This window comes from Peribacillus butanolivorans, assembly GCF_001273755.1.
In the GTDB taxonomy this organism is placed as follows: Bacteria; Bacillota; Bacilli; order Bacillales; family DSM-1321; genus Peribacillus; species Peribacillus butanolivorans.
Map to the genome: position 1 here is coordinate 1,617,450 of NZ_LGYA01000001.1, position 19,305 is coordinate 1,636,754.

Consider the following 19,305-nt stretch of genomic DNA (forward strand, 5'->3'; position numbering starts at 1 on the left):
TATTGAACAAAGCAATTATTTTTGATATGGACAGACGATTATTCAAACAAGTTTAATTAAAGAACTAGCATTGGAAGGGACAAATAAAAGGCCACTTATTCAAAATGTATCTATTATTCTAATGGAGATTTCATGTGAAGGATCCATTAAGATTGTTTTTCATTCACCTAGGATTTTGAGGACTAATATTTGAAAGTAATCCTATAAAGGGTGGTGGAATATTATTTGAAAAATCGAATGGTAATAATTATTTTTCCGAACAAGTAAAGAATCCTAATACTTCGTAAGCGTAAATCTTCAACTAAAGAGGGCTATACTTCAATAAGGGAGTTGCTTCAGCAGCTCTTTTTCTTATGAGTTAACGGTGGAGGTTGAATAAATTGTTAAAATTTATAAATATTATAATGTATAATTAAAAGGAAAAAAATGAAGATTATAAAAAGTAAAAAACAATAAGGGGGTATTGTTAATGAAGAAATTGGTATCGTGGTGGTAGCTCTTCTCATTTCAGTATTTTTAAGCGATTTCACTTTATTGAATAAAATTACTAGGGTTGTTCCGATAATCTCATTGGTATTAAGTGCTTTGTTTTCTGGTTGATTGGGCTACCCAATATATTAATCGCATCGGTTAGTTATTTTTTAATGCGATAAAAGGAAAAAAGAGTTATATGCGCTTCCTCCATTACAAGTTAGGCAGGTGGTTTCTGAATAAGGGGAATTGCCGTTAATTCTTGCATGGCACGTTCCGCCAAGCTTTTAAGCATATCTGCTTCTTCATTATATATCTGAAATACCGGCTATACCTCCCGCATTTTACTCAGATGGAGAGTATATCCTGTTTTTTGAAATTTGTATTGGTATGATGGAAGATTGGTAGATTATTCTTTCATTTTAGTTTCCTGCCTAAAACATAGTTGTCTTTGATAAAAAAAGAAAACGCTTTCAATTGATGCTAATTTTTTGTATAGTTGAATTAGGAGGTGCTTTATGGAGGAAGAAAAAAGTTCTCTTTACGATAGACTACCTTTAGATTTATTGACCGGATTCTTTTATGAAATAAATAAGAACATAGAAAAAGGAATCTTATCTAATGCTATGTATCATGAAATTAGATTGATTGAACAATCAGCCTTAAAAAGAGGTATCTCACTTGAATATTCACATGACAAGGCTTATTAATAAAGAATAAAATTTTAGCTCCTAGCATGTATTATGCTAGGAGTTAATTTTATTTTTGAACATTAATGTATAGTACAATCAGAGTGAAATCAGGAAAAGACGGATTTGCCTTGATAATGCTTGTATCGAATCTTGCTTTTCGTATCTCAAAACAGAGACAGCGCATTTTTCTTCATATCAAACAGAAGAAGATCTCGTGAAAGCCATTGGGGAATACAGCTGGTTTTAGCACCACGAACGTTTCTAGGAAAAATTACAAGTTTTTGAACACATTTTCTAAAAGTGGATGTTCCAAAAGTATAACTTTTGGGGCATCTCTTTTTATTATAGTTAGGGTCATCTAAAGATTATCAGATAAGGGTTGTGTAGCCTTTTACAAGTTTTTATTGACAATGATAATCATTCTCTTTATATTATTGATTATCATTCATAATTTCATACTACTTTTGGAAAGAAGGCATTTCTATGAAAACACGTAGATCCACTTGATGAATTGTTAAGTAGGGCTGAAAAAGCAGTGCCTCAGGGAACACTTATGCAAGTTAGAATGCCCGATAAGGTGGAAAGAGGAACTCCAGAAGGCGCAGTGGAATTTCGTCTCAGCGGTTCATTCGATCCAGGGAATGGAAATGTAAAAGTATGGTTAGATCAGTATAGCGGAAAAGTAGTGGGCAAGCTAGATCCACGTGTTAATAGTGGGCTTATGTATCAAACATGGCACCTTCCATTACATACTGGTAGTTTTGGTGGCTTATTCACTAAAATTTTGTATGCTATCGGTGGTCTTACTCCATCTATACTGATGTTCACTGGTGTTTATATGTGGTGGTATAAGAAAAAGAACAAGAACAAACGGAAACAGAAAATCGACTCGAGAGCCGTAGCATAAACTCACGGCGATGTGAAATCCCTTGTTATCTTATCGCTTATATCCCTGTCAAGTAAATTGTAAGAAAAATTATTTACTCAAAACGGGAGAGTTCAAAGATGTCGCTTAATTAAAAAAAGATTGATGGATGATAGGTTTGTGAACAGTTTGATTGGATTCTTTTCAATTTTAGATCATGCCTTTTATAGTAAAGTCGTTCGTAAAGGTACATTTTAACAGGAAAAGCCCTTATTTGAAGAAAAAAGGGCTTTTTCGTATTTTGTTCCTTTATGTAAACTAGCTTTCTATTTTTGCTTTTTTTAGAACTAAAAGGGTAGGTTAAGAAAGTAGTGATCCTTAGATGTCGTAATTGACTCAAGGAGTATGTAAAACAGCTAAAAAAGAGGATATGCCCCTGCATTAAACATCAAAGGGTGCTATTCATTTGTAATTTGGAGTTAGCTAATTAAGTTAGATCTACTTTATCGGTGATATCGTTGGTTGCTTAAACAGCTGCTTGCTGTTGAAATTGGTCATTTAGAATAGCTTCTGTTTCAGCACGAAAGTTTTTTTCTTTTGATATGAGGATCGAGGTGTGTTCGAATTCTAGTTTTAATTCTCAACACTATCTTTAGTTGTTATCGCTGGAAGACTATTGTCCAATGCTTATACTTTGGCAATGCACCTTGAAGATCGTTCAGTTTTAGCCAACCAATAAACCAATAGGGTACTTTATTACAGATAAGAGGGAAGGCTAACGTCAGAAAACTGATTCTCAAAGTTTCTAGAAAGTAGTTTTTACACCAGCCTTTTTATGACCTTCTTCTAAAGTTGTACCCGTCCTCAAAAAAGCTAACTCTTTTAGCTTTCCTTGTCTTGTTCAAGTCCGCTCCTCGCTTATTAACTCCATAAGATCAGGTCCTAAAAATTGTCGCTCCCGAACATCTAACTCTTTTTGTTCTCCTTTTTGAACACTCACTTATTGCGAATAATGATTTTTTTGTATTTTCAATATTTACAGTTAATATTTGAAATGGTAGTATAACAATATCTATTAAGAGTTATCGAATTATAGGGTTTTTTTAGAGAAATCATTTTTTTATAATAATGAAAGTTTATCTAACTAAAATATTATTATTATAGTAAGAATATTTTGTGTATATTTTTCTTTAGGGGATGATGATGATGAGTATCAAAAATTTTTCAAATTCATTAAAGCCAGCTGAAATAGTAGAGCAAACATCTGGAATATTTGAAGAAGCTGTGAGATTAAGAAGAATGATCCATGAAAATCCTGAGCTTGGATTTGAAGAGCATAAAACGGCTGAAATTATTGCGAATTATTTAAAAGAGCTTGGAATTGAAGTGACAACGGGAGTAGCTAAGACAGGTGTTGTTGGTATTCTTCGTGGAGAGAAAGAGGGGCCTGTGCTTGCTTTACGAGCGGATATTGATGCTTTACCTATTCAGGAGAAAACAGATGTAAGCTACAAATCTAAAAATCCTGGGGTTATGCATGCTTGCGGACATGATATGCATACTGCAATGTTACTATCTGCCGCTAATATTTTATCTCAAAATAAGCATAATATTTCGGGTACGATAAAATTCATTTTTCAACCTGCTGAAGAGATGAAGGGCGGTGGAATAATGATGGTTGAGGAAGGTGTATTAAGTAATCCTCCCGTTGACCATGCTTTTGCTTTTCATGTTTGGCCTGAGTTAGAAACTGGAATATACGGTTTTAGAAATGGTGCGATTATGGCAAGTATGGATTCTTTTGATGTTATTTTAAAAGGTAAACAAGGTCACGGGGCAGCACCTCATCAAGGAGTAGATGCTATTGTGGGCGCTGCTCATGTTGTAACAGCTCTACAAACAATTGTTAGCAGAGAAACAGATCCAGTAGATTCTGTTGTTATTACAATCGGAACAATCGAAGCGGGAGATGGCTATAATATCATTCCTGAAAAAGCTAGTTTTAAAGGAACTGTACGAACACTTAATGCGAACACTCGTAAGGAAGTGGCTGAAAGTATTCAACGAATTATCGAGGGAGTAGCTTCCGCTCTAAAATTAGAAGTTGAAATAAACTATAACTTTACAGTGGGGTATCCTGTTACAATGAATGATCCAAAATTTAATGAACATACTGCTGCTATTGCTACTGAATTATTTGGAGAAAACTCAGTGCAGTGGTTGAGTAAACCAAGTATGGCAAGTGAAGATTTTGCTTTCTATCTAGAAAAAGTCCCGGGTACATTTGTATTCTTAGGAGTAGGAGAAAACCCAGAGGATCCTATGAAGCTACATAGTGACGTATTTTTACCAGATGAAAAAGCGATGATCCAAGGGATTTCTCTTATCGTTGGACTAGCATTAAATACTACTGAAAAAATTCAATAAGTAAAAAATAATAAGCAATAATAGTGTTGGTTTTCCTTTTTAGAATCAGCTCTATTTGTAGAAAAGGAGTGTAAAAAAGTGCAAGAAAATTCTCTGCGTAATTGGAAAATTCATTTATTTGTTTTGATATTAGTCTGTGTTACAGAATTTATCGGCGTAAAAACGTTTAACATAGGGATTGGAGCTATTGCATTATTTCCAATGTTGTATGCATTAATTATCGGAGCGGTTATTAGTTTACCTTCTTTAAAAATTTTAAAAATGAAAGAAATGAATGTAGCCGCCAATATTTTAGGGATTTCATTCATGCTTTTTGTAGCCAAATTGGGAATGTTAATGGGGCCATCATTGCCGAAGATATTTGATGCGGGGATTTCTTTAGGATTACAAGAATTGGGGCATTTTGCAGGGACAATCCTATTAGGTTTACCAATTGCTTTACTTCTTGGAATGAAAAGAGAAGCAGTCGGTGCTACTTTTTCAATTGATAGAGAACCTAACTTAGCTATTATTGCTGAAAAATATGGCTCTGATTCACCAGAAGGACGGGGAGCACTTGGAGTATATGTTTGTGGTACTTTGTTTGGAGCTTTATATCTGTCAGTGTTAGCAAGTTTTTTGGCTCAAACTGGTTGGTTTCACCCAATTTCACTAGCCATGGGTGCCGGTGTAGGTTCAGGTAGTATGATGGCTGCCATGTCTGGAGCATTAGCCGTTATATTCCCAGAATCCGCAAAGGATATTGCAGTTTTTGCTGGTGCTGCTAACTTAATTACAACAATTTTAGGAACGTATATTTGTGTATTCTTTTCTCTTCCTTTTACAAACTATTTATACAACAAATTTGAACCTATTTTAGGGCGAAAGTCAAAAAAAGATCAAATGAAAAATATTGGAGCATAGGACATAAAGGGGAGATTTTATATGAAAGATAAAATATTGACTTTTATTATTATTGGAATAATAGCCATTATGGGAAATTGGGTTGGATATAATGTTTCGCCTATTGACGCATTACCAGGTATGATGATCATTGTTGCTGTTACGATATTAGGGTTCTTTTTCGCAAAAATCATCCCTATTAAACTACCAATTGTTGTTTGGGTTTCAATGTTAGCATTATTGATTACAACGCCGATTTTTCCAGGAAACGCATCAATCATAAAAGTAACGGAACAAGTTAATTTTATGGCCTTGGCAACACCTATTTTAGCGTATGCCGGCCTATCTTTCGGGAAAGATTTGAAAGAGTTTAAAAAATTAGGATGGCGTATAGTTGTTATTTCACTAGTTGTATACACAGGAACATTTTTACTGTCAACTCTTGTTGCAGAAATCGGTTTTAGATTAACTGGTAAATTTCATTAAGTATTCGTGATCGTGCTGCTCCGTACTTGACTTAAAACCAAGGAAACGAAAAATCGAAAGAGTTTATGGCGACTTTTGAACGTATATTTAATGGGAGGCACAGTTTTACCTTAATATTAATAGCAAAAAAATGCCCGATTCTAGATGTGATGGAATCGGGCATTTTTTATGCAAAGGAAGCAATAATTTCTTCAGCAAGAACTGATGTATTAGCTCCCTGCGCTTGGTATCTAATTCCCAATGGATATGGTATATGAATAACAGAATATCATTCGCAATATAATCTTTTAAACATCAATGTAGACAGAGGTTTGCAGCTGTTTAGTTAGGTATTTTCCTAAGAATATTTCATATTATTATAGAAAAAACCCTCTACAAAATAAAAGCAAAGAAACAACTGCAGAAATTAAAAAGGGGACTGGGAAAATGGAGAGTAAATCTTCGTTAAAAGAACATTTGTGTCAATTAGAGGAGACTTTGTTAAAACCTGAAATCCGTACATCTCCTGAAGAACTTTCAAAATTGTTGAAAGATGATTTTTTTGAGTTCGGAAGTTCAGGTAACGTATGGTATAAAAGGGATTGCATTGGAGATGAGGGGATTGGCGTTGGAACAATGACATTAAGTAATTTTGAAATACATCAATTGTCTGAGGATACAGTGTTAACTACCTATCGAATTTATAATGAAATAAAAATGGAACATACATTACGAAGTTCAATCTGGAAATATAGAAATGGTAGATGGCAAATGTTTTTTCATCAAGGTACAAAAACAAAATAGCCCCTTTAATCTTATTCAACTAAACTGCGCAATTGTTCATAAAAGAGCTGTGAGAATCACTCTTTTTTTAATGCAAAATAAACGGGCAGGAAAGCTGAATTAATGGAAACTTTCCCCTTTTTAATTCGTATAAATAGTAACAAGAAATAAAGTTGTCCTTGGGAGGTCTGAGGGTGGATTACGGATTATTGGTTATTGGAATCGCTCTTTTACTTGTGTCGTACTTAGTAGCTGTGAAAAAGCAAACATGGTTGTTAGCTGGATTAAATGAAAAAATGATTTAAAAAAAGTCTTTGTTAGGTACAATAACAGGTGGAGTTTTTTTTCTACCGTTAGATTGTTAGTAGTCATCAATAGTTTTATTGACTATCCTTTTGAAGTAATGGTTCTTATAATTGCTATGTTGGTTTTATTAACAATTGTGTACGTATTTATCAATAGAAGGTTACTTCATTAATTCAACTAACGGTGATCTACGTCCTTACCTGGAGCTGTTTGGCAGCTCCTTTTGGAACTAAAGGGGCAAGCTAGCATTAAAACAATATTTTGTGCTCTTGCAGTAAAAGAACGTTGATTAATGGTTTAATTTAGTAATGATTGAACCAGTTAAAGAATAGATAATAGTTTCATTGTTTTTTTTACGATTAGCTCTATTAAAACTTGAGAGGAGGGAAATTCAATGAAAAGAGAATTTCCTATAATTGAAACAAGAAGATTAATCTTACGAGAAGTAATAATAGAGGATGCTAAAGATATGTTTAAATATCTATCCGATAAAGATGTTGTGAAACCTATGGGGTTAGTACCTTGCCAAACAGTAGAAGACGTATGGGATGAAATTAGGTGGTACAAATCTATATACGAAGAAGGTACAGGAATTAGATGGGGAATTACACTAAAAAATTCTGGTAAGGTAATAGGAAGTTGTGGTTTTCTTAATATGCTTACCAAACATTATCGAGCTGAAGTTGGATATGAATTAAGCAAAGATTACTGGGGAAAAGGGATAGCTAGTGAAGCATTGGAAGCCGTTGTTAAGTATGGTTATCGTCACTTTCAGTTAGAAAGAATTGAGGCTCTAATTGAACCTGCTAATCTCCCATCACAAAAACTAGTAGAAAAGCAAGGCTTTAGAAGAGAGGGCTTGCTGAGACATTATGAATTTACATGTGGTAAATTCGATGATTTATATATGTACTCAATCATAAAAGAAGATCTCACTCTTATTTAAAACAACATTTCCTTTAAATTAATACATGGCTTTGTGAACTAATGTACTTATTGAGCTAAAGGGGTAGATTTGTTAAAGAGCAATACTTACTAAGATAATGGTAGGATGAAAAAGTGGGGAGTTCGATGAATTGAAACAATGAAGTTATTTGAAAATTTCGTGTATTTAACCCGTGCACTTATCGTCAAATGACAATAAAGTTTTTCAAGGTTTGTTGTGACATTCTTGTAACATAGATTTACTACAATATGTTGTGAGGTGATCATATGAGGAATGAAAGTAAGATAAAAGTATCAAAGAAGATTTATAGAAGTGTGATGTTTTTGATTTGTATATTCGTTCTATTTGTTTCAGGGTGCAGTGCGTTGGAAGAGAAAGATGAAAAAGATGAAAAAGGAATTACAAAAATTGCTTTTTGGGATGAGCAGAGAAAAGGAACAAATTTTATGAATTCCACATCTTTACCGGGTAATTATGAAGCAGCAAAAGAATTTAACATTGAATACATTCGTTTAGCTCCGGATAAATGGGCGAAGGATAGAGACTTTTTATTTAATGATCAGGCTGATGCTAATCCTAATAAGGATTTCTTAATAGGGAATGCCGATCAATATGAAGGTATCGTTGAAGAGGATTTTACTAAGTTGAAAGCGGAACTGGATGCGGCTTACTAGCGTGGGTCAAAAGTTGTGCTGACGGTCCTGAGTCTACCGGGCAATCGATGGAGACAGTTTAACGATTATAAAAATGATGATCGCATTTGGCAGGATTTCAGTTACCATGAACAATCAGCTCAGTTTTGGAAAGACCTTGCGAGTAGGTTGAAAGATCATCCAGCTATTATTGGTTATAATCTTATCAATGAACCGCACCCTAAAACGGCTACAGGGTTTAATGATTTTTGGACAGAGGACTATCATGCATGGTACAGCAAAGTTGAAAACACAGCTGCGGATTTAAATAAGTTATATGAAACGATTGTGCAATCTATTCGAACAGTAGATTCTGAAACGCCAATCATATTGAATTCAGGTCTGTATTCGACTCCTTGGGCATTTCAATATTTGAAACCAATGAAAGACGATAAAGTGTTATATGCTTTCCATATGTACGAGCCTTACGAAATGACCAGCCAAAATCGAAGAAAAGGCTTTACGTATGAGTACCCTGGCAAAGTAAAAGTTGGTGAAGAACAGACAGAAAAAATGTTCAATAAAGAAGCACTGCAACAATTTTTAGAACCTATTGAAAAGTGGGCGGAAGAACATAATATACCGGCTAATCGCATCATTGCAGAAGAATTCGGCATTAATCGGATGGTAAAAGGATCGGATCAATATTTATCAGACTTAATTTCCATTTTTGATGAGTATGGCTGGCATTGGGCTTTCTATGCTTTCCGTGAAGATACGTGAGAAGGCATGGATTATGAATTAGGTGATCAGCCGCCTAAGTGGAAATACTGGGAGGCATTAGAGAATGGTAAAAGACCGAACCGAGAAGACATACAGGTAGATAATCAGATTTGGAATACATTAAAGCAAGAACTTAAGAAGTAATAGGCATCATTATGAAATAGTAGGTGAAACCTATAAAATGGTTTTCACCTTTTTGTTTTGAATGAAATAAAGTGGATTTGTGAGGAGAAAGGAGATAAGCGGCTTGAACATTTTAATTGCCGATGATGAGAAGCAAATGACAATCATCTTAAAGACATATTTTGAGAAAGAGGGATTCACTGTTTTTGCCGCCAATGATGGAGAAGAAGCGCTCGACCTTTTTTTCTCCGAGAAAGTCGATCTTGCGGTGTTGGATTGGATGATGCCGAAGATGAGCGGCATAGAGGTTTGTCAAGAAATCAAGAAAACAAGTTTGGCAAAGGTTGTTATGCTAACAGCGAGGTCTTCTAACGATGATGAATTCAGTGCTTTGGATATTGGAGCGGATGAATATCTCAGAAAACCATTCGATCCCCGTATTTTGATTCTTAGAGTCAAGAAAATATTACGTATGGAGAAGTTGATCGAAATAAGGAATTTAAAGATAGATTTACAAAGGCAGAAAGTCTTTAGGGAGGGGGAAGAATTGACTCTTTATAAAAAAGAGTTTGATTTACTGCGATACTTATACGAAAACAAAGGACAGGTTTTGTCTAGGGAAGTTTTGTTACCGTCAGTCTGGGGCATGGATTATGTCGGCGAAGAAAGGACGGTTGATACTCACATCAATAGGTTGCGTGACAAAATTGGAGCGGAGCATATTATCACCCACAGAGGAACAGGATATAGTTTTTATGATAAAAATGAATAAAATAAGCAAGAAACTATTAATGATGGTAAGCATCATTATGCTGTTAGTCTTCGGTATATCTTATTTATTGAATAATTATTTCTCGTCTGATTATTACTTGTATAAAATGAAACAAAGGCTCACCTCCATTTATTTTGAAGTGCAGAACTTGAGTATAGAAGAATTAGTAGAAGCAGAACAAAGAATTGAGAACAATAATAACGTTACAATTGTAATGGTTGAGAATCATGGTAGCACGGAAGCGATCAATGATAATGTTCAATTTGCTTTGTTTAAGGATAAAGTCGTACTGAATAAATTTTGGATTACAGATGAGACTTTACAAAAAGTAGCTAAAGGGCAAACGGTCAAACTGTTATTCAATCAAGGGAAACTGAAGTCCAGCTTATTAACAGTATTATATGAGCAGGAGAATCAGTTGATCTTGCTAGGAACAGTGGTTGTGCATAATACGGATGCTTTACAAATTGTAAATCAATTGAATTTATATTCCATTCTACTAGGCATTATCATTAGTTTATTGTTGGTCGCATATTTCTCTCAAAAAATTATTACACCATTAGAGAAATTAAAGAGTGTAGCGAAGGACATTTCCAATCTGAATTTTAAACAAGTCGAGATTAAATCAGGTGATGAAATTGAGGAATTGTCTTATAGCATTAATGAGATGAGTAATCGCTTGAAAAATGCCCATTCTGAGCTAGTAAAGAAAAACCAAAGCTTGAACACGTTGATATCTAGTATATCGCACGAAGTAAAAACACCGTTATCATTAATACAAGCCTATACGATTGGGATACAAGATGGGTTAGATGATGGAACATATACGGATGTCATTCTGGAACAAGTAACATATACCTCTGAAATGGTCGATTATTTAATAAAACTGTCTAAAGTGCAAGCGATGAAAGTGAACAAATCAAAGTTTGATTTAAGAGAGCTTCTTCAAAAAGTTATAGCCCAATATAAAATTACTTTACAGAACAATCATTTACATGTAAGGAGCAATCTTGATTCAATTGAGAATTTTAGTATTGAAGAAGATTTGAGTCAAATGGAGATCGTATTTCATAATTTGATTAGCAACGCTATCAAGTACGGCGAAGAAGACTATTTCGAAATATTACTAACGAATGATAGAGATAACGAATTAAAATGTACAATCAAAAATAAGACAACCCGTGTACAGCAAGAGCATTTAACTCAAATTTGGGATTCTTTCTATGTGATAGAAGAATCGAGAAACAAAACATTCTCAGGAACAGGACTAGGCCTATCTATTGTGGCTACTATTTTAGATGAAAATGAATTGTCGTATGAAGTGAAGCTAGAGGATTCGTATATTAGTTTTAGTATATGGTTTCATTTGAATTTAGCTTGAAAGCATCACCTTTTTAGGGATGCTTTTTTTGTTTGTTATATTGCTGTGACATAAGGAAGTTATGATAATGAATGAAAGAAGAATGCAGCATTAAATAACAAATATATAAATGATGTTAAATGGGAAGGAGAGACAAGATGGAAAACGGAAAAGTAGCATTTGTGGCAAGTATCTTACTAGTGGCGTTGATTTACTTCGCGTCTGTTAAAGAGATTGCTATTCCAATAGAGAAAATCAAAGAAATTCAAATGATTGTCGATGAAACAAGCCATGGGAAAGTACAAGTAGATTGGCGAAACGTAGCCGCGGTCGTACATACTGAATATGGTCTTAATTCTGTATCTAAAAATGAAATAAAAAGCATTACAGCTCGTTTTATAGGAAAAAGGGAGAATGACTATATATTAAAGGATATGCAACAAGTGACCAAGGATATGAAATACAATCAAAAGCAAAAAAAGCGTGTTGGTTCGTTCCTGAAGCAATTATCTAGTGAAGGGGACATAGCAGCGAAAAACAATAACAATAGTATGCAACGATATTTTATCGAGAGTATTGAAGAGGCAGCGATCTCTAATTATAAAGCGTACAAAATCCTGCCTTCTATTACAATCGCACAAGCTATACTGGAATCGAATTGGGGAAGGTCACAATTATCAACGAAGTATCATAATTTTTTTGGAATCAAAAGCTATAATTGGAACGAGAAAACAGCGAATTTAAGTACGAATGAGTTTTATAATCAGACCATTAAAGATGATTTCAGGGTGTATGAGGATGTATATGAATCAGTAGAAGATCATGGTTTATTCTTATCTGAAAATCCTCGTTACAGAAAGCATGGATTGTTTTCTTCCAACACATATATGGAGCAGGCTCTGGCATTACAAGAAGCTGGGTACAGTACGATAGAAAATGAAGAAGGTGAGAGAATATATAGTAAGCAATTAATAGAATTAATTCAGCAGTATCAGTTACAGTTGATCGATAGTAATGTTCAGCTTAAATATGCATGATTTCTTCTTTACGTAGAAATGGGTGAGTTGGATATTATCCCCTATAGGTAGATAGTGTAAAAAGACCATAAAAAAAGATGTAGGTTTTCAGTTACCTATAGAATTATGTAGTTTATGTTAATATCTTCTAGACATATTTTACAATTCCTTGTTTAATTTTAAATGACTTTATTGTAAATGAAACATTTTTATTGTCACTATACAAAAGGGAGTTGCTTTGACAGCTCTTTTTCTTATGGTGCTAAACCAGCTAATAGTTTGTCAACATTTTTCAATGAACACTTAAAATATTTCATGCTATTTAGTTATACTTTTAAACTAGGCTAGATCTTGGAAAGTCGCTTATTTAAAGGGCTTTCCTTCTTCACGTTTCTTATCATAGAACTCTCGTAATCCCTTGTTCCGAGGGATGATATCATCTTTCGTTCTCTTCTTGCAACAATCACGAATGGTACAACGAACTGCCATAAAATGAAAATACACTATTTTGTTGTTTTAGTTTTATCCTCAGTTTTATTGTTAGGGTGTACTTCGAAGCAAAAGAATTACAATGTTGCGAAAGCAGAAGTACATAAAGGCCCAAAGGAAAAAAGTAATAAATCAAATTCTTGTTCTAAAATTATTTCACCTAACAACAATTCAAAATAAACACCATCATTCACTGTAAATGAAAAATAAAAGATGTAATAAGGCTATATGAAATAAGGGGTGAAAATCGGAAATTTGATTTTTTCGAAAAACCTTTGTTGGAATGGCTTTTTTGGACAATGGATGAACAGCTTCCGCCAGGCGAGTTAAAAGTAAAAGCAGTTCAAGATGAAAGTGGTAAGAGTATAACAGCAAAAGGAGAGATAGTAAAAGAAGAGACACCTATAAAAGAATTATCTAAAGATTATATCCAAAAGCCAGTTACTTTAATAAAATAGTGAAAATATGTTGACGAATGGTATGTATCCGCTTACAATGATATTTAGTTATTAGTATATTTAGAAAATTAAAAAGAATTCTCAGCATGACAATGGTATTCGACAAAAGAATCGGGTTTCATGCATCATGTACGGATTAGCGGGAGAAGTCTTATTAACAAGCGATCTAAAACGAATGAATTGGCCTTATGGAAAAGGAAAAGTCGGTTCAATGGAGTAGCAAAAAATAGTAGTGGCCATTGAGACGTCAGCAATAAGACTGGGATTAGTCAATCCCGATATTTATCGTGATATGCATGTGCTGTATCTTGCGATTATCGAAGCACTGCATGGAGTGACACGCGGCGAAGTCGAGCTTGGCGGTCTTTTGAGGACGGCGGGACTTCGGTTTGCTTATCGTTCGAGGCAGGCCGTTTAAAAACGGGGACGAAGGTGAATGGATTGCTGTCGCCGTGTATGGAACGATTGGAGCACAAGTTCGGGGATTTGAACATGAACCGGTTAGCTTGAGAATTAACCACATTTAAATAATTTAAAGCCTATAGTTATTTAGTGAAATAGGGGGCTGTATTGACGACTGGATAAGTCTGTCAATATAGCCTCCTTTTTGTTTGTTTTAAAAAAAGAATAAGGGGTGTAGGAAATGATTATGTTAACGGGCCAATCTTTAACAATTGAAGAGGCGAAAAAAGTATTGTATGGTAATGCGTTTGTCACGGCTTCAGCCGATAGTGTTAAGAAAGTGGAAAAAAGTAGGGAAGCTGTTGAAAATATCGTGAAACAAAAGAAAGTAGTCTATGGTATTACAACCGGTTTTGGAAAATTCAGCGATGTGTTGATTGATGCAGGTGACGTAGAGCAGCTGCAGTGGAATTTGATTCATTCCCATGCATGCGGAGTAGGAGAACCGTTTCCTGAATTGGTTTCAAGAGCTATGGTTCTTCTCCGCGCCAACGCGCTATTAAAAGGGTTTTCCGGCGTTCGTCCTGTTGTCATTGAGCGTTTGCTTGAGCTTTTGAATGCGCATATCCATCCGGTCATCCCTCAGCAAGGCTCGCTAGGGGCGAGTGGGGACTTGGCGCCTCTTTCTCATTTGGCACTTGTATTGATGGGAGAGGGCGAAGTGTTCTATAAAGGGGAGCGAATGGAGGCCATCATAGCTTTATCGAAAGAAGGCATTCTTCCGCTGACACTTAAAGCAAAAGAAGGTCTTGCTTTGATTAACGGAACGCAGGCCATGACGGGAATGGGACTCGTCAATTACATCGAAGCTGAACAGCTGGCCCATCAAACTGAGGCGATTGCTTCAATGACGTTAGAAGGGTTACGCGGCATTGAAGACGCCTTTGATCCGGATGTTCATCTAGCTCGCGGTTACCGCCAGCAATCAGAGGTCGCGGAACGGATCCGCCGCATGATCAACGGTAGCCAGCTCATCACCAAGCAAGGGGAACTACGGGTACAGGATGCGTATTCTCTCCGCTGCATCCCGCAAGTGCATGGGGCATCATGGCAAACTCTCGATTATGTAAAAGAAAAATTGGAAATCGAAATGAATGCTGCAACGGATAATCCGCTTATTTTTGATGATGGTGAAAAGGTTATTTCAGGAGGCAACTTCCATGGTCAGCCGATTGCATTTGCGATGGACTATATGAAAATCGCTGTGGCCGAGCTTGCGAATATTTCAGAGCGCCGTATTGAGCGACTCGTCAATCCTCAGCTGAATGATTTACCACCATTCTTAAGTCCGGAACCTGGCTTGCAGTCGGGAGCGATGATCATGCAATATTGTGCCGCTTCACTCGTCTCTGAAAATAAAACACTCGCACATCCTGCAAGTGTGGATTCCATACCATCTTCAGCGAACCAAGAAGATCATGTAAGCATGGGAACGATTGGATCCCGACACGCCCATCAAATCATTCAAAACGTTCGTCGCGTTTTGGCGATTGAACTCATTTGTGCCTTGCAGGCGGTGGAATACCGTGGAACAGAAAAGATGGCTCCATTTACAAAAGAGTTGTATACGGAAGCAAGAAAGCTTATTCCAAGCATTACACATGATCGTATCTTTTCAAAAGATATTGAAGCAGCGGCAAGCTGGTTACATCAAATCGATTGGAATTCATTTATTCATAGGAGCTTACCCACCAAATAATAGTATGTGAGGGAGTAACCGAATTTTAAAAATGCATGCGAAGCTTATTCTATAAAGGTTAGGCTAATAAGATCAAAAAGTAGTCCTTTACAGGGTTTTTATGTCAGCTAATCAAGTTGCGTAATGCTACACAGACCCCTATATTCCAAAAAAAAGTTAATAATATGTTTTAATAACGGCCGTGATAAAGAAAAATCGGAAGAATTAAACCTATTGATAGAGTGATTTCCTTTGCTTTATTGATTCAAGATAAAATTGCATTATTGGAGGGGAATCTAATTTGGAAAATCAGCAATTGCAACTGCCTGCTAAAAATGAACAAAACCAGCCGTCAAATACTTTACAAAGAAAACTAAAAGCGCGCCATCTAACGATGATTTCGTTGGGCGGTGCGATTGGAACAGGGCTTTTTCTCGGCAGCGGGCCGGCCATTGCCTCTGCAGGACCTGGAGGGGCTTTGGTCGCTTATGCCGTTATCGGTATAATGGTTTATTTTATTATGACAAGTCTAGGAGAACTAGCATCATTTATGCCAGTCAGCGGAGCTTTCAGTACCTACGCAACACGTTTTATTGATCCAGCACTTGGGTTTGCGCTTGGTTGGAATTATTGGTTTACTTGGGCGATGACGCTTGCCGCGGAACTATCTGCTGCAACGATGGTTATGAAGTTTTGGTTTCCTCACAGCCCGTCATTGTTATGGAGTTCTTTGTTTTTAGTTTTGATATTCTTGTTGAATTACGTATCCGTTAAAGGGTATGGAGAAGGGGAATATTGGTTTTCGCTCATTAAAGTGGCGACCATCATCATTTTTATCGTTGTCGGTATATTGATGATATTCGGGATTATGAATGGAGAGGCGATTGGTTTTAAAAACTTCACAGTTGGCGACGCTCCGTTTGCCGGTGGTTTTTTAGCAACATTGGGTATTTTCATAGCTGCTGGTTTTTCTTTTCAAGGGACAGAAATAGTTGGTGTTGCAGCCGGCGAGAGTGAAGATCCGGCAAAAAATGTTCCACGTGCAGTTCGCAGCATCTTTTGGAGGATTTTCCTATTTTACATCCTAGCGATATTTGTTATTGGGTTGATAGTTCCTTATACGAATAGCAGTCTGCAGGGACATACGATCATGGTTAGTCCGTTTACGATGGTGTTTGAAAAAGTGGGACTGGCATTTGCTGCTTCCGTGATGAATGCTATCATTTTAACAGCCGTACTATCCGCAGGTAATTCGAGTCTTTACGTGACAAGCCGAATGTTGTACTCAATGGCAAATGAAGGGCTGGCACCGCGTATTTTTGGGAAGCTCAACAAACGCGGGGTTCCCATTTGGGGACTGGTTGTAACTTCACTTGTAGGGATGTTGGCATTTTTTGCTTCCATTTTCGGTGATGGAGTAATATATATTTGGCTGATGAATGCAGTTGGAGTCACTGGATTTATATTTTGGCTGGGTATAGCTGCCAGTCATTACCGGTTTAGAAAAGCATACATTGCTCAAGGTTTTTCACTGGAAGATCTTCCTTATCTTTCAAAATGGTTTCCTTTCGGACCGATATTTTCATTTATCCTTTGTTTTTCGGTTTTATTGGCGCAAAACTATCAAGCCTTTATCGGAGATCACATTGAGTGGGCGAGTGTAATTGCTAGCTATCTTGGTATCCCATTATTTTTGGTGATGTGGCTTGGCTATAAATTTATTAAGAAAACTAAAGTAATTCCGTTAGAAGAATGTCAAATTGATTTCGATGAACACAGGAATGCAAAATAGACATAAGATCCCTTTTAACAATTTATTCGAATTAATTATTAAATAAATATAACTTTCGTTGTTAAGAAAAGTTTCCGATGATTTATACTATTTGATGCTTTCAAATACAAATCATTTACTTTTTGGCTTTTAAAAAGTGCAAGAGTCTACAAAAGGGCTGCTGATGCAGTCCTTTTTTTGTATAGCTAAATGGGGAGGAAAGTTCCTAAATATTATATACATAAAAAAAATCGAGGAGGTTTACTAATATAAAAATATAAAGGAGACTCATTTATCTGGACAGCTTTTATAAACACCATGCAAATTGATTTAAGTGATTTATTCCGTGGATACAGAACATTAACAAAAAAGTGAGCAGGTTTAAAATCAAGGATGTGAAAAGGTATCTACTTTAGTGACAGTTATAATTCAAATTGTTGTAGTGGGTTTTTCAAACTATTTTTCAATCCATGTTTTTAACCTTTGGCAAAAAGTTTTTAACAATAATGATAAAGTTTTAGAAAAAATAGAAGCAAAAGAACAGTAATAATAAAAAGTGACATTGACTCAAACAATTCAGCTATAAAAACAAAAGAATTTGAAATAAGAGTGGAGGAGTTGCTGAGGCAACCAATTCTTATGGAGGTGCAGGATAGTTAAAGCGTGCTGTTTGACCTTTTTTAACAAATGGGCGAGATTTTAAAAATGGTAGGAATTCTTTCTTAGTCTCTTCACACATATAAACATATATTTACCTTTGTTATCATAAAGCTTTATAAAAAAAGAATGAAATACAAATAAAGGGAAAAGGTACATTGATATCGTATAAAACATATGTAATTCGTTTTTTTACTAACTAGTCATTTGTTGCTTAAGCAACATCATTAATAGGAGTGAAGATAATGGAAGCGGCGGTAGAAAGTATTTTTACAAATGAAATGGTGGAATTGGCCGGGCGTTTTTTTCAAGTGAGTGCAGAGAGTCCAGTAAAACTTGGGGATGCAGAAAACTATGTATTTGAGGTTTACCGGGATGGAACACCATTCATCTTGAGATTGACACATCAATCACATCGTACAAAAGAGCAAGTGCTTGCTGAGTTAAAGTGGATTGAATATTTACAAAATAATGGAAGTAATATTCCGAAAGTTATTCCTTCAACAGAAAATAACTTAGTTGAAATTGTTACGGGTCTTGATGGGACAAATTTTTATTGTTGTCTGTTTGAAAAAGCACCTGGAGCAAGGATGAAAGTAACTGATGAAAATTTTAACGAACATTTATTTTTTGAATGGGGGAAAACAATAGGCCAACTACATAAAAAAACAAAAAGTTACAAGCCTGGAACAGAATATAAAAGATTGAATTGGTATGAAGAAGAATTATTGAATGCAACACTCTATCATGTTGATGTTCCAGAGCATGTGATACACCAACAAGAATTAATTATTAAGAAATTAAATGCTCTTCCAGTTCATCAAGATAACTTTGGATTGATTCATTCTGATATTCATCACGGCAATTTCCATTATCATGAAGGTGAGATTTTTGTTTTTGACTTTGATGACTGTTCTAATCACTGGTTTGCAAGCGATTTGGCAATACCTCTGTATTATTTTATGTGGAGCTTAGAACGTGAGGGCGTAAATGACCTCGATGGATATGCTACCGAATTTATGAGGGAATTCATAAAAGGATATGAGACAGAAAATCACCTTGCACCTGAAGATTATGAAACAATACCTCTATTTTTAAAGTTAAGAGATCTAACTTTATATAGTTTTTTCTATAAAAAGTACGATTTAAAGAATACAGATAGTCAATTAAACAAAACAGTTCAAAAAATTGAACGGAGAATAAAAGAAAGTCGTCCTATTGTTCACTTCGATTCGAACGTGATTTTTTAAGAGATTGATGGTTCGCA

At 35.5% G+C, this 19,305-nt stretch carries 14 protein-coding genes and 3 pseudogenes; 16 read left to right on the plus strand and 1 reads right to left on the minus strand.

The genetic code is table 11. From position 1 onward, the window contains the following. Positions 1-989: 989 nt before the first annotated feature. The 11 genes and pseudogenes from AKG34_RS07730 to AKG34_RS07785 all read left to right on the plus strand — a co-directional run bounded on the left by AKG34_RS07730 (position 990) and on the right by AKG34_RS07785 (position 12,544). On the plus strand, positions 990-1,181 hold the full coding sequence (locus AKG34_RS07730; protein WP_053345549.1) for a hypothetical protein: 192 nt from the start codon (positions 990-992) through the stop codon (positions 1,179-1,181). 535 nt (positions 1,182-1,716) lie between these two features. Beyond that, positions 1,717-2,070, plus strand: a complete 354-nt coding sequence (locus tag AKG34_RS07735; protein WP_083450709.1) for a PepSY-associated TM helix domain-containing protein — start codon at positions 1,717-1,719, stop codon at positions 2,068-2,070. A gap of 1,164 nt (positions 2,071-3,234) precedes the next feature. Then, a complete protein-coding gene (locus AKG34_RS07740; protein ID WP_053345550.1) occupies positions 3,235-4,455 on the plus strand; it encodes a M20 metallopeptidase family protein in 1,221 nt (406 codons plus the stop codon). A gap of 78 nt (positions 4,456-4,533) precedes the next feature. Continuing rightward, positions 4,534-5,358: a DUF3100 domain-containing protein gene (locus tag AKG34_RS07745; RefSeq protein WP_053345551.1), complete on the plus strand. Its 825-nt coding sequence runs from the start codon at positions 4,534-4,536 to the stop codon at positions 5,356-5,358. A gap of 21 nt (positions 5,359-5,379) precedes the next feature. Beyond that, positions 5,380-5,823, plus strand: a complete 444-nt coding sequence (locus tag AKG34_RS07750; protein WP_053345552.1) for a hypothetical protein — start codon at positions 5,380-5,382, stop codon at positions 5,821-5,823. Between the two features lie 426 nt (positions 5,824-6,249). Next, positions 6,250-6,606, plus strand: coding sequence for a nuclear transport factor 2 family protein (locus AKG34_RS07755; RefSeq protein WP_053345553.1), 357 nt, complete (start codon positions 6,250-6,252; stop codon positions 6,604-6,606). Between the two features lie 679 nt (positions 6,607-7,285). Continuing rightward, positions 7,286-7,837, plus strand: coding sequence for a GNAT family N-acetyltransferase (locus AKG34_RS07765; RefSeq protein ID WP_053345554.1), 552 nt, complete (start codon positions 7,286-7,288; stop codon positions 7,835-7,837). Between the two features lie 266 nt (positions 7,838-8,103). Beyond that, positions 8,104-9,396: pseudogene (locus AKG34_RS07770) on the plus strand (glycoside hydrolase family 5 protein). Between the two features lie 103 nt (positions 9,397-9,499). After that, entirely contained in the window at positions 9,500-10,147 is a 648-nt protein-coding gene (locus AKG34_RS07775; protein ID WP_053345555.1) for a response regulator transcription factor, read from the plus strand. Beyond that, positions 10,131-11,528, plus strand: a complete 1,398-nt coding sequence (locus AKG34_RS07780; RefSeq protein WP_053345556.1) for a HAMP domain-containing sensor histidine kinase — start codon at positions 10,131-10,133, stop codon at positions 11,526-11,528. The genes AKG34_RS07775 and AKG34_RS07780 overlap by 17 nt, the downstream gene beginning before the upstream one ends. A 137-nt stretch (positions 11,529-11,665) precedes the next feature. Further along, a complete protein-coding gene (locus AKG34_RS07785; RefSeq protein ID WP_053345557.1) occupies positions 11,666-12,544 on the plus strand; it encodes a glycoside hydrolase family 73 protein in 879 nt (292 codons plus the stop codon). A gap of 345 nt (positions 12,545-12,889) precedes the next feature. Here AKG34_RS07785 and AKG34_RS29595 read toward each other — a convergent pair. Next, positions 12,890-13,015: pseudogene (locus AKG34_RS29595) on the minus strand (IS110 family transposase); the annotation flags it as partial. A 296-nt stretch (positions 13,016-13,311) separates the two neighbouring features. Here AKG34_RS29595 and AKG34_RS27895 point away from each other — a divergent pair. From AKG34_RS27895 to AKG34_RS07810, 5 genes and pseudogenes are all read left to right on the plus strand, one after another. After that, positions 13,312-13,470, plus strand: a complete 159-nt coding sequence (locus AKG34_RS27895) for a hypothetical protein (RefSeq protein ID WP_161804910.1) — start codon at positions 13,312-13,314, stop codon at positions 13,468-13,470. A gap of 127 nt (positions 13,471-13,597) precedes the next feature. Continuing rightward, a pseudogene (locus AKG34_RS07795) lies at positions 13,598-13,997 on the plus strand (HutP family protein). 116 nt (positions 13,998-14,113) lie between these two features. Continuing rightward, entirely contained in the window at positions 14,114-15,631 is a 1,518-nt protein-coding gene (gene hutH, locus AKG34_RS07800; RefSeq protein WP_053345559.1) for a histidine ammonia-lyase, read from the plus strand. Positions 15,632-16,004: 373 nt separating this feature from the next. Further along, positions 16,005-17,402, plus strand: a complete 1,398-nt coding sequence (locus AKG34_RS07805) for an amino acid permease (protein WP_083450896.1) — start codon at positions 16,005-16,007, stop codon at positions 17,400-17,402. 881 nt (positions 17,403-18,283) lie between these two features. After that, positions 18,284-19,288, plus strand: a complete 1,005-nt coding sequence (locus AKG34_RS07810; RefSeq protein ID WP_053345561.1) for a phosphotransferase enzyme family protein — start codon at positions 18,284-18,286, stop codon at positions 19,286-19,288. Positions 19,289-19,305: the final 17 nt, after the last annotated feature.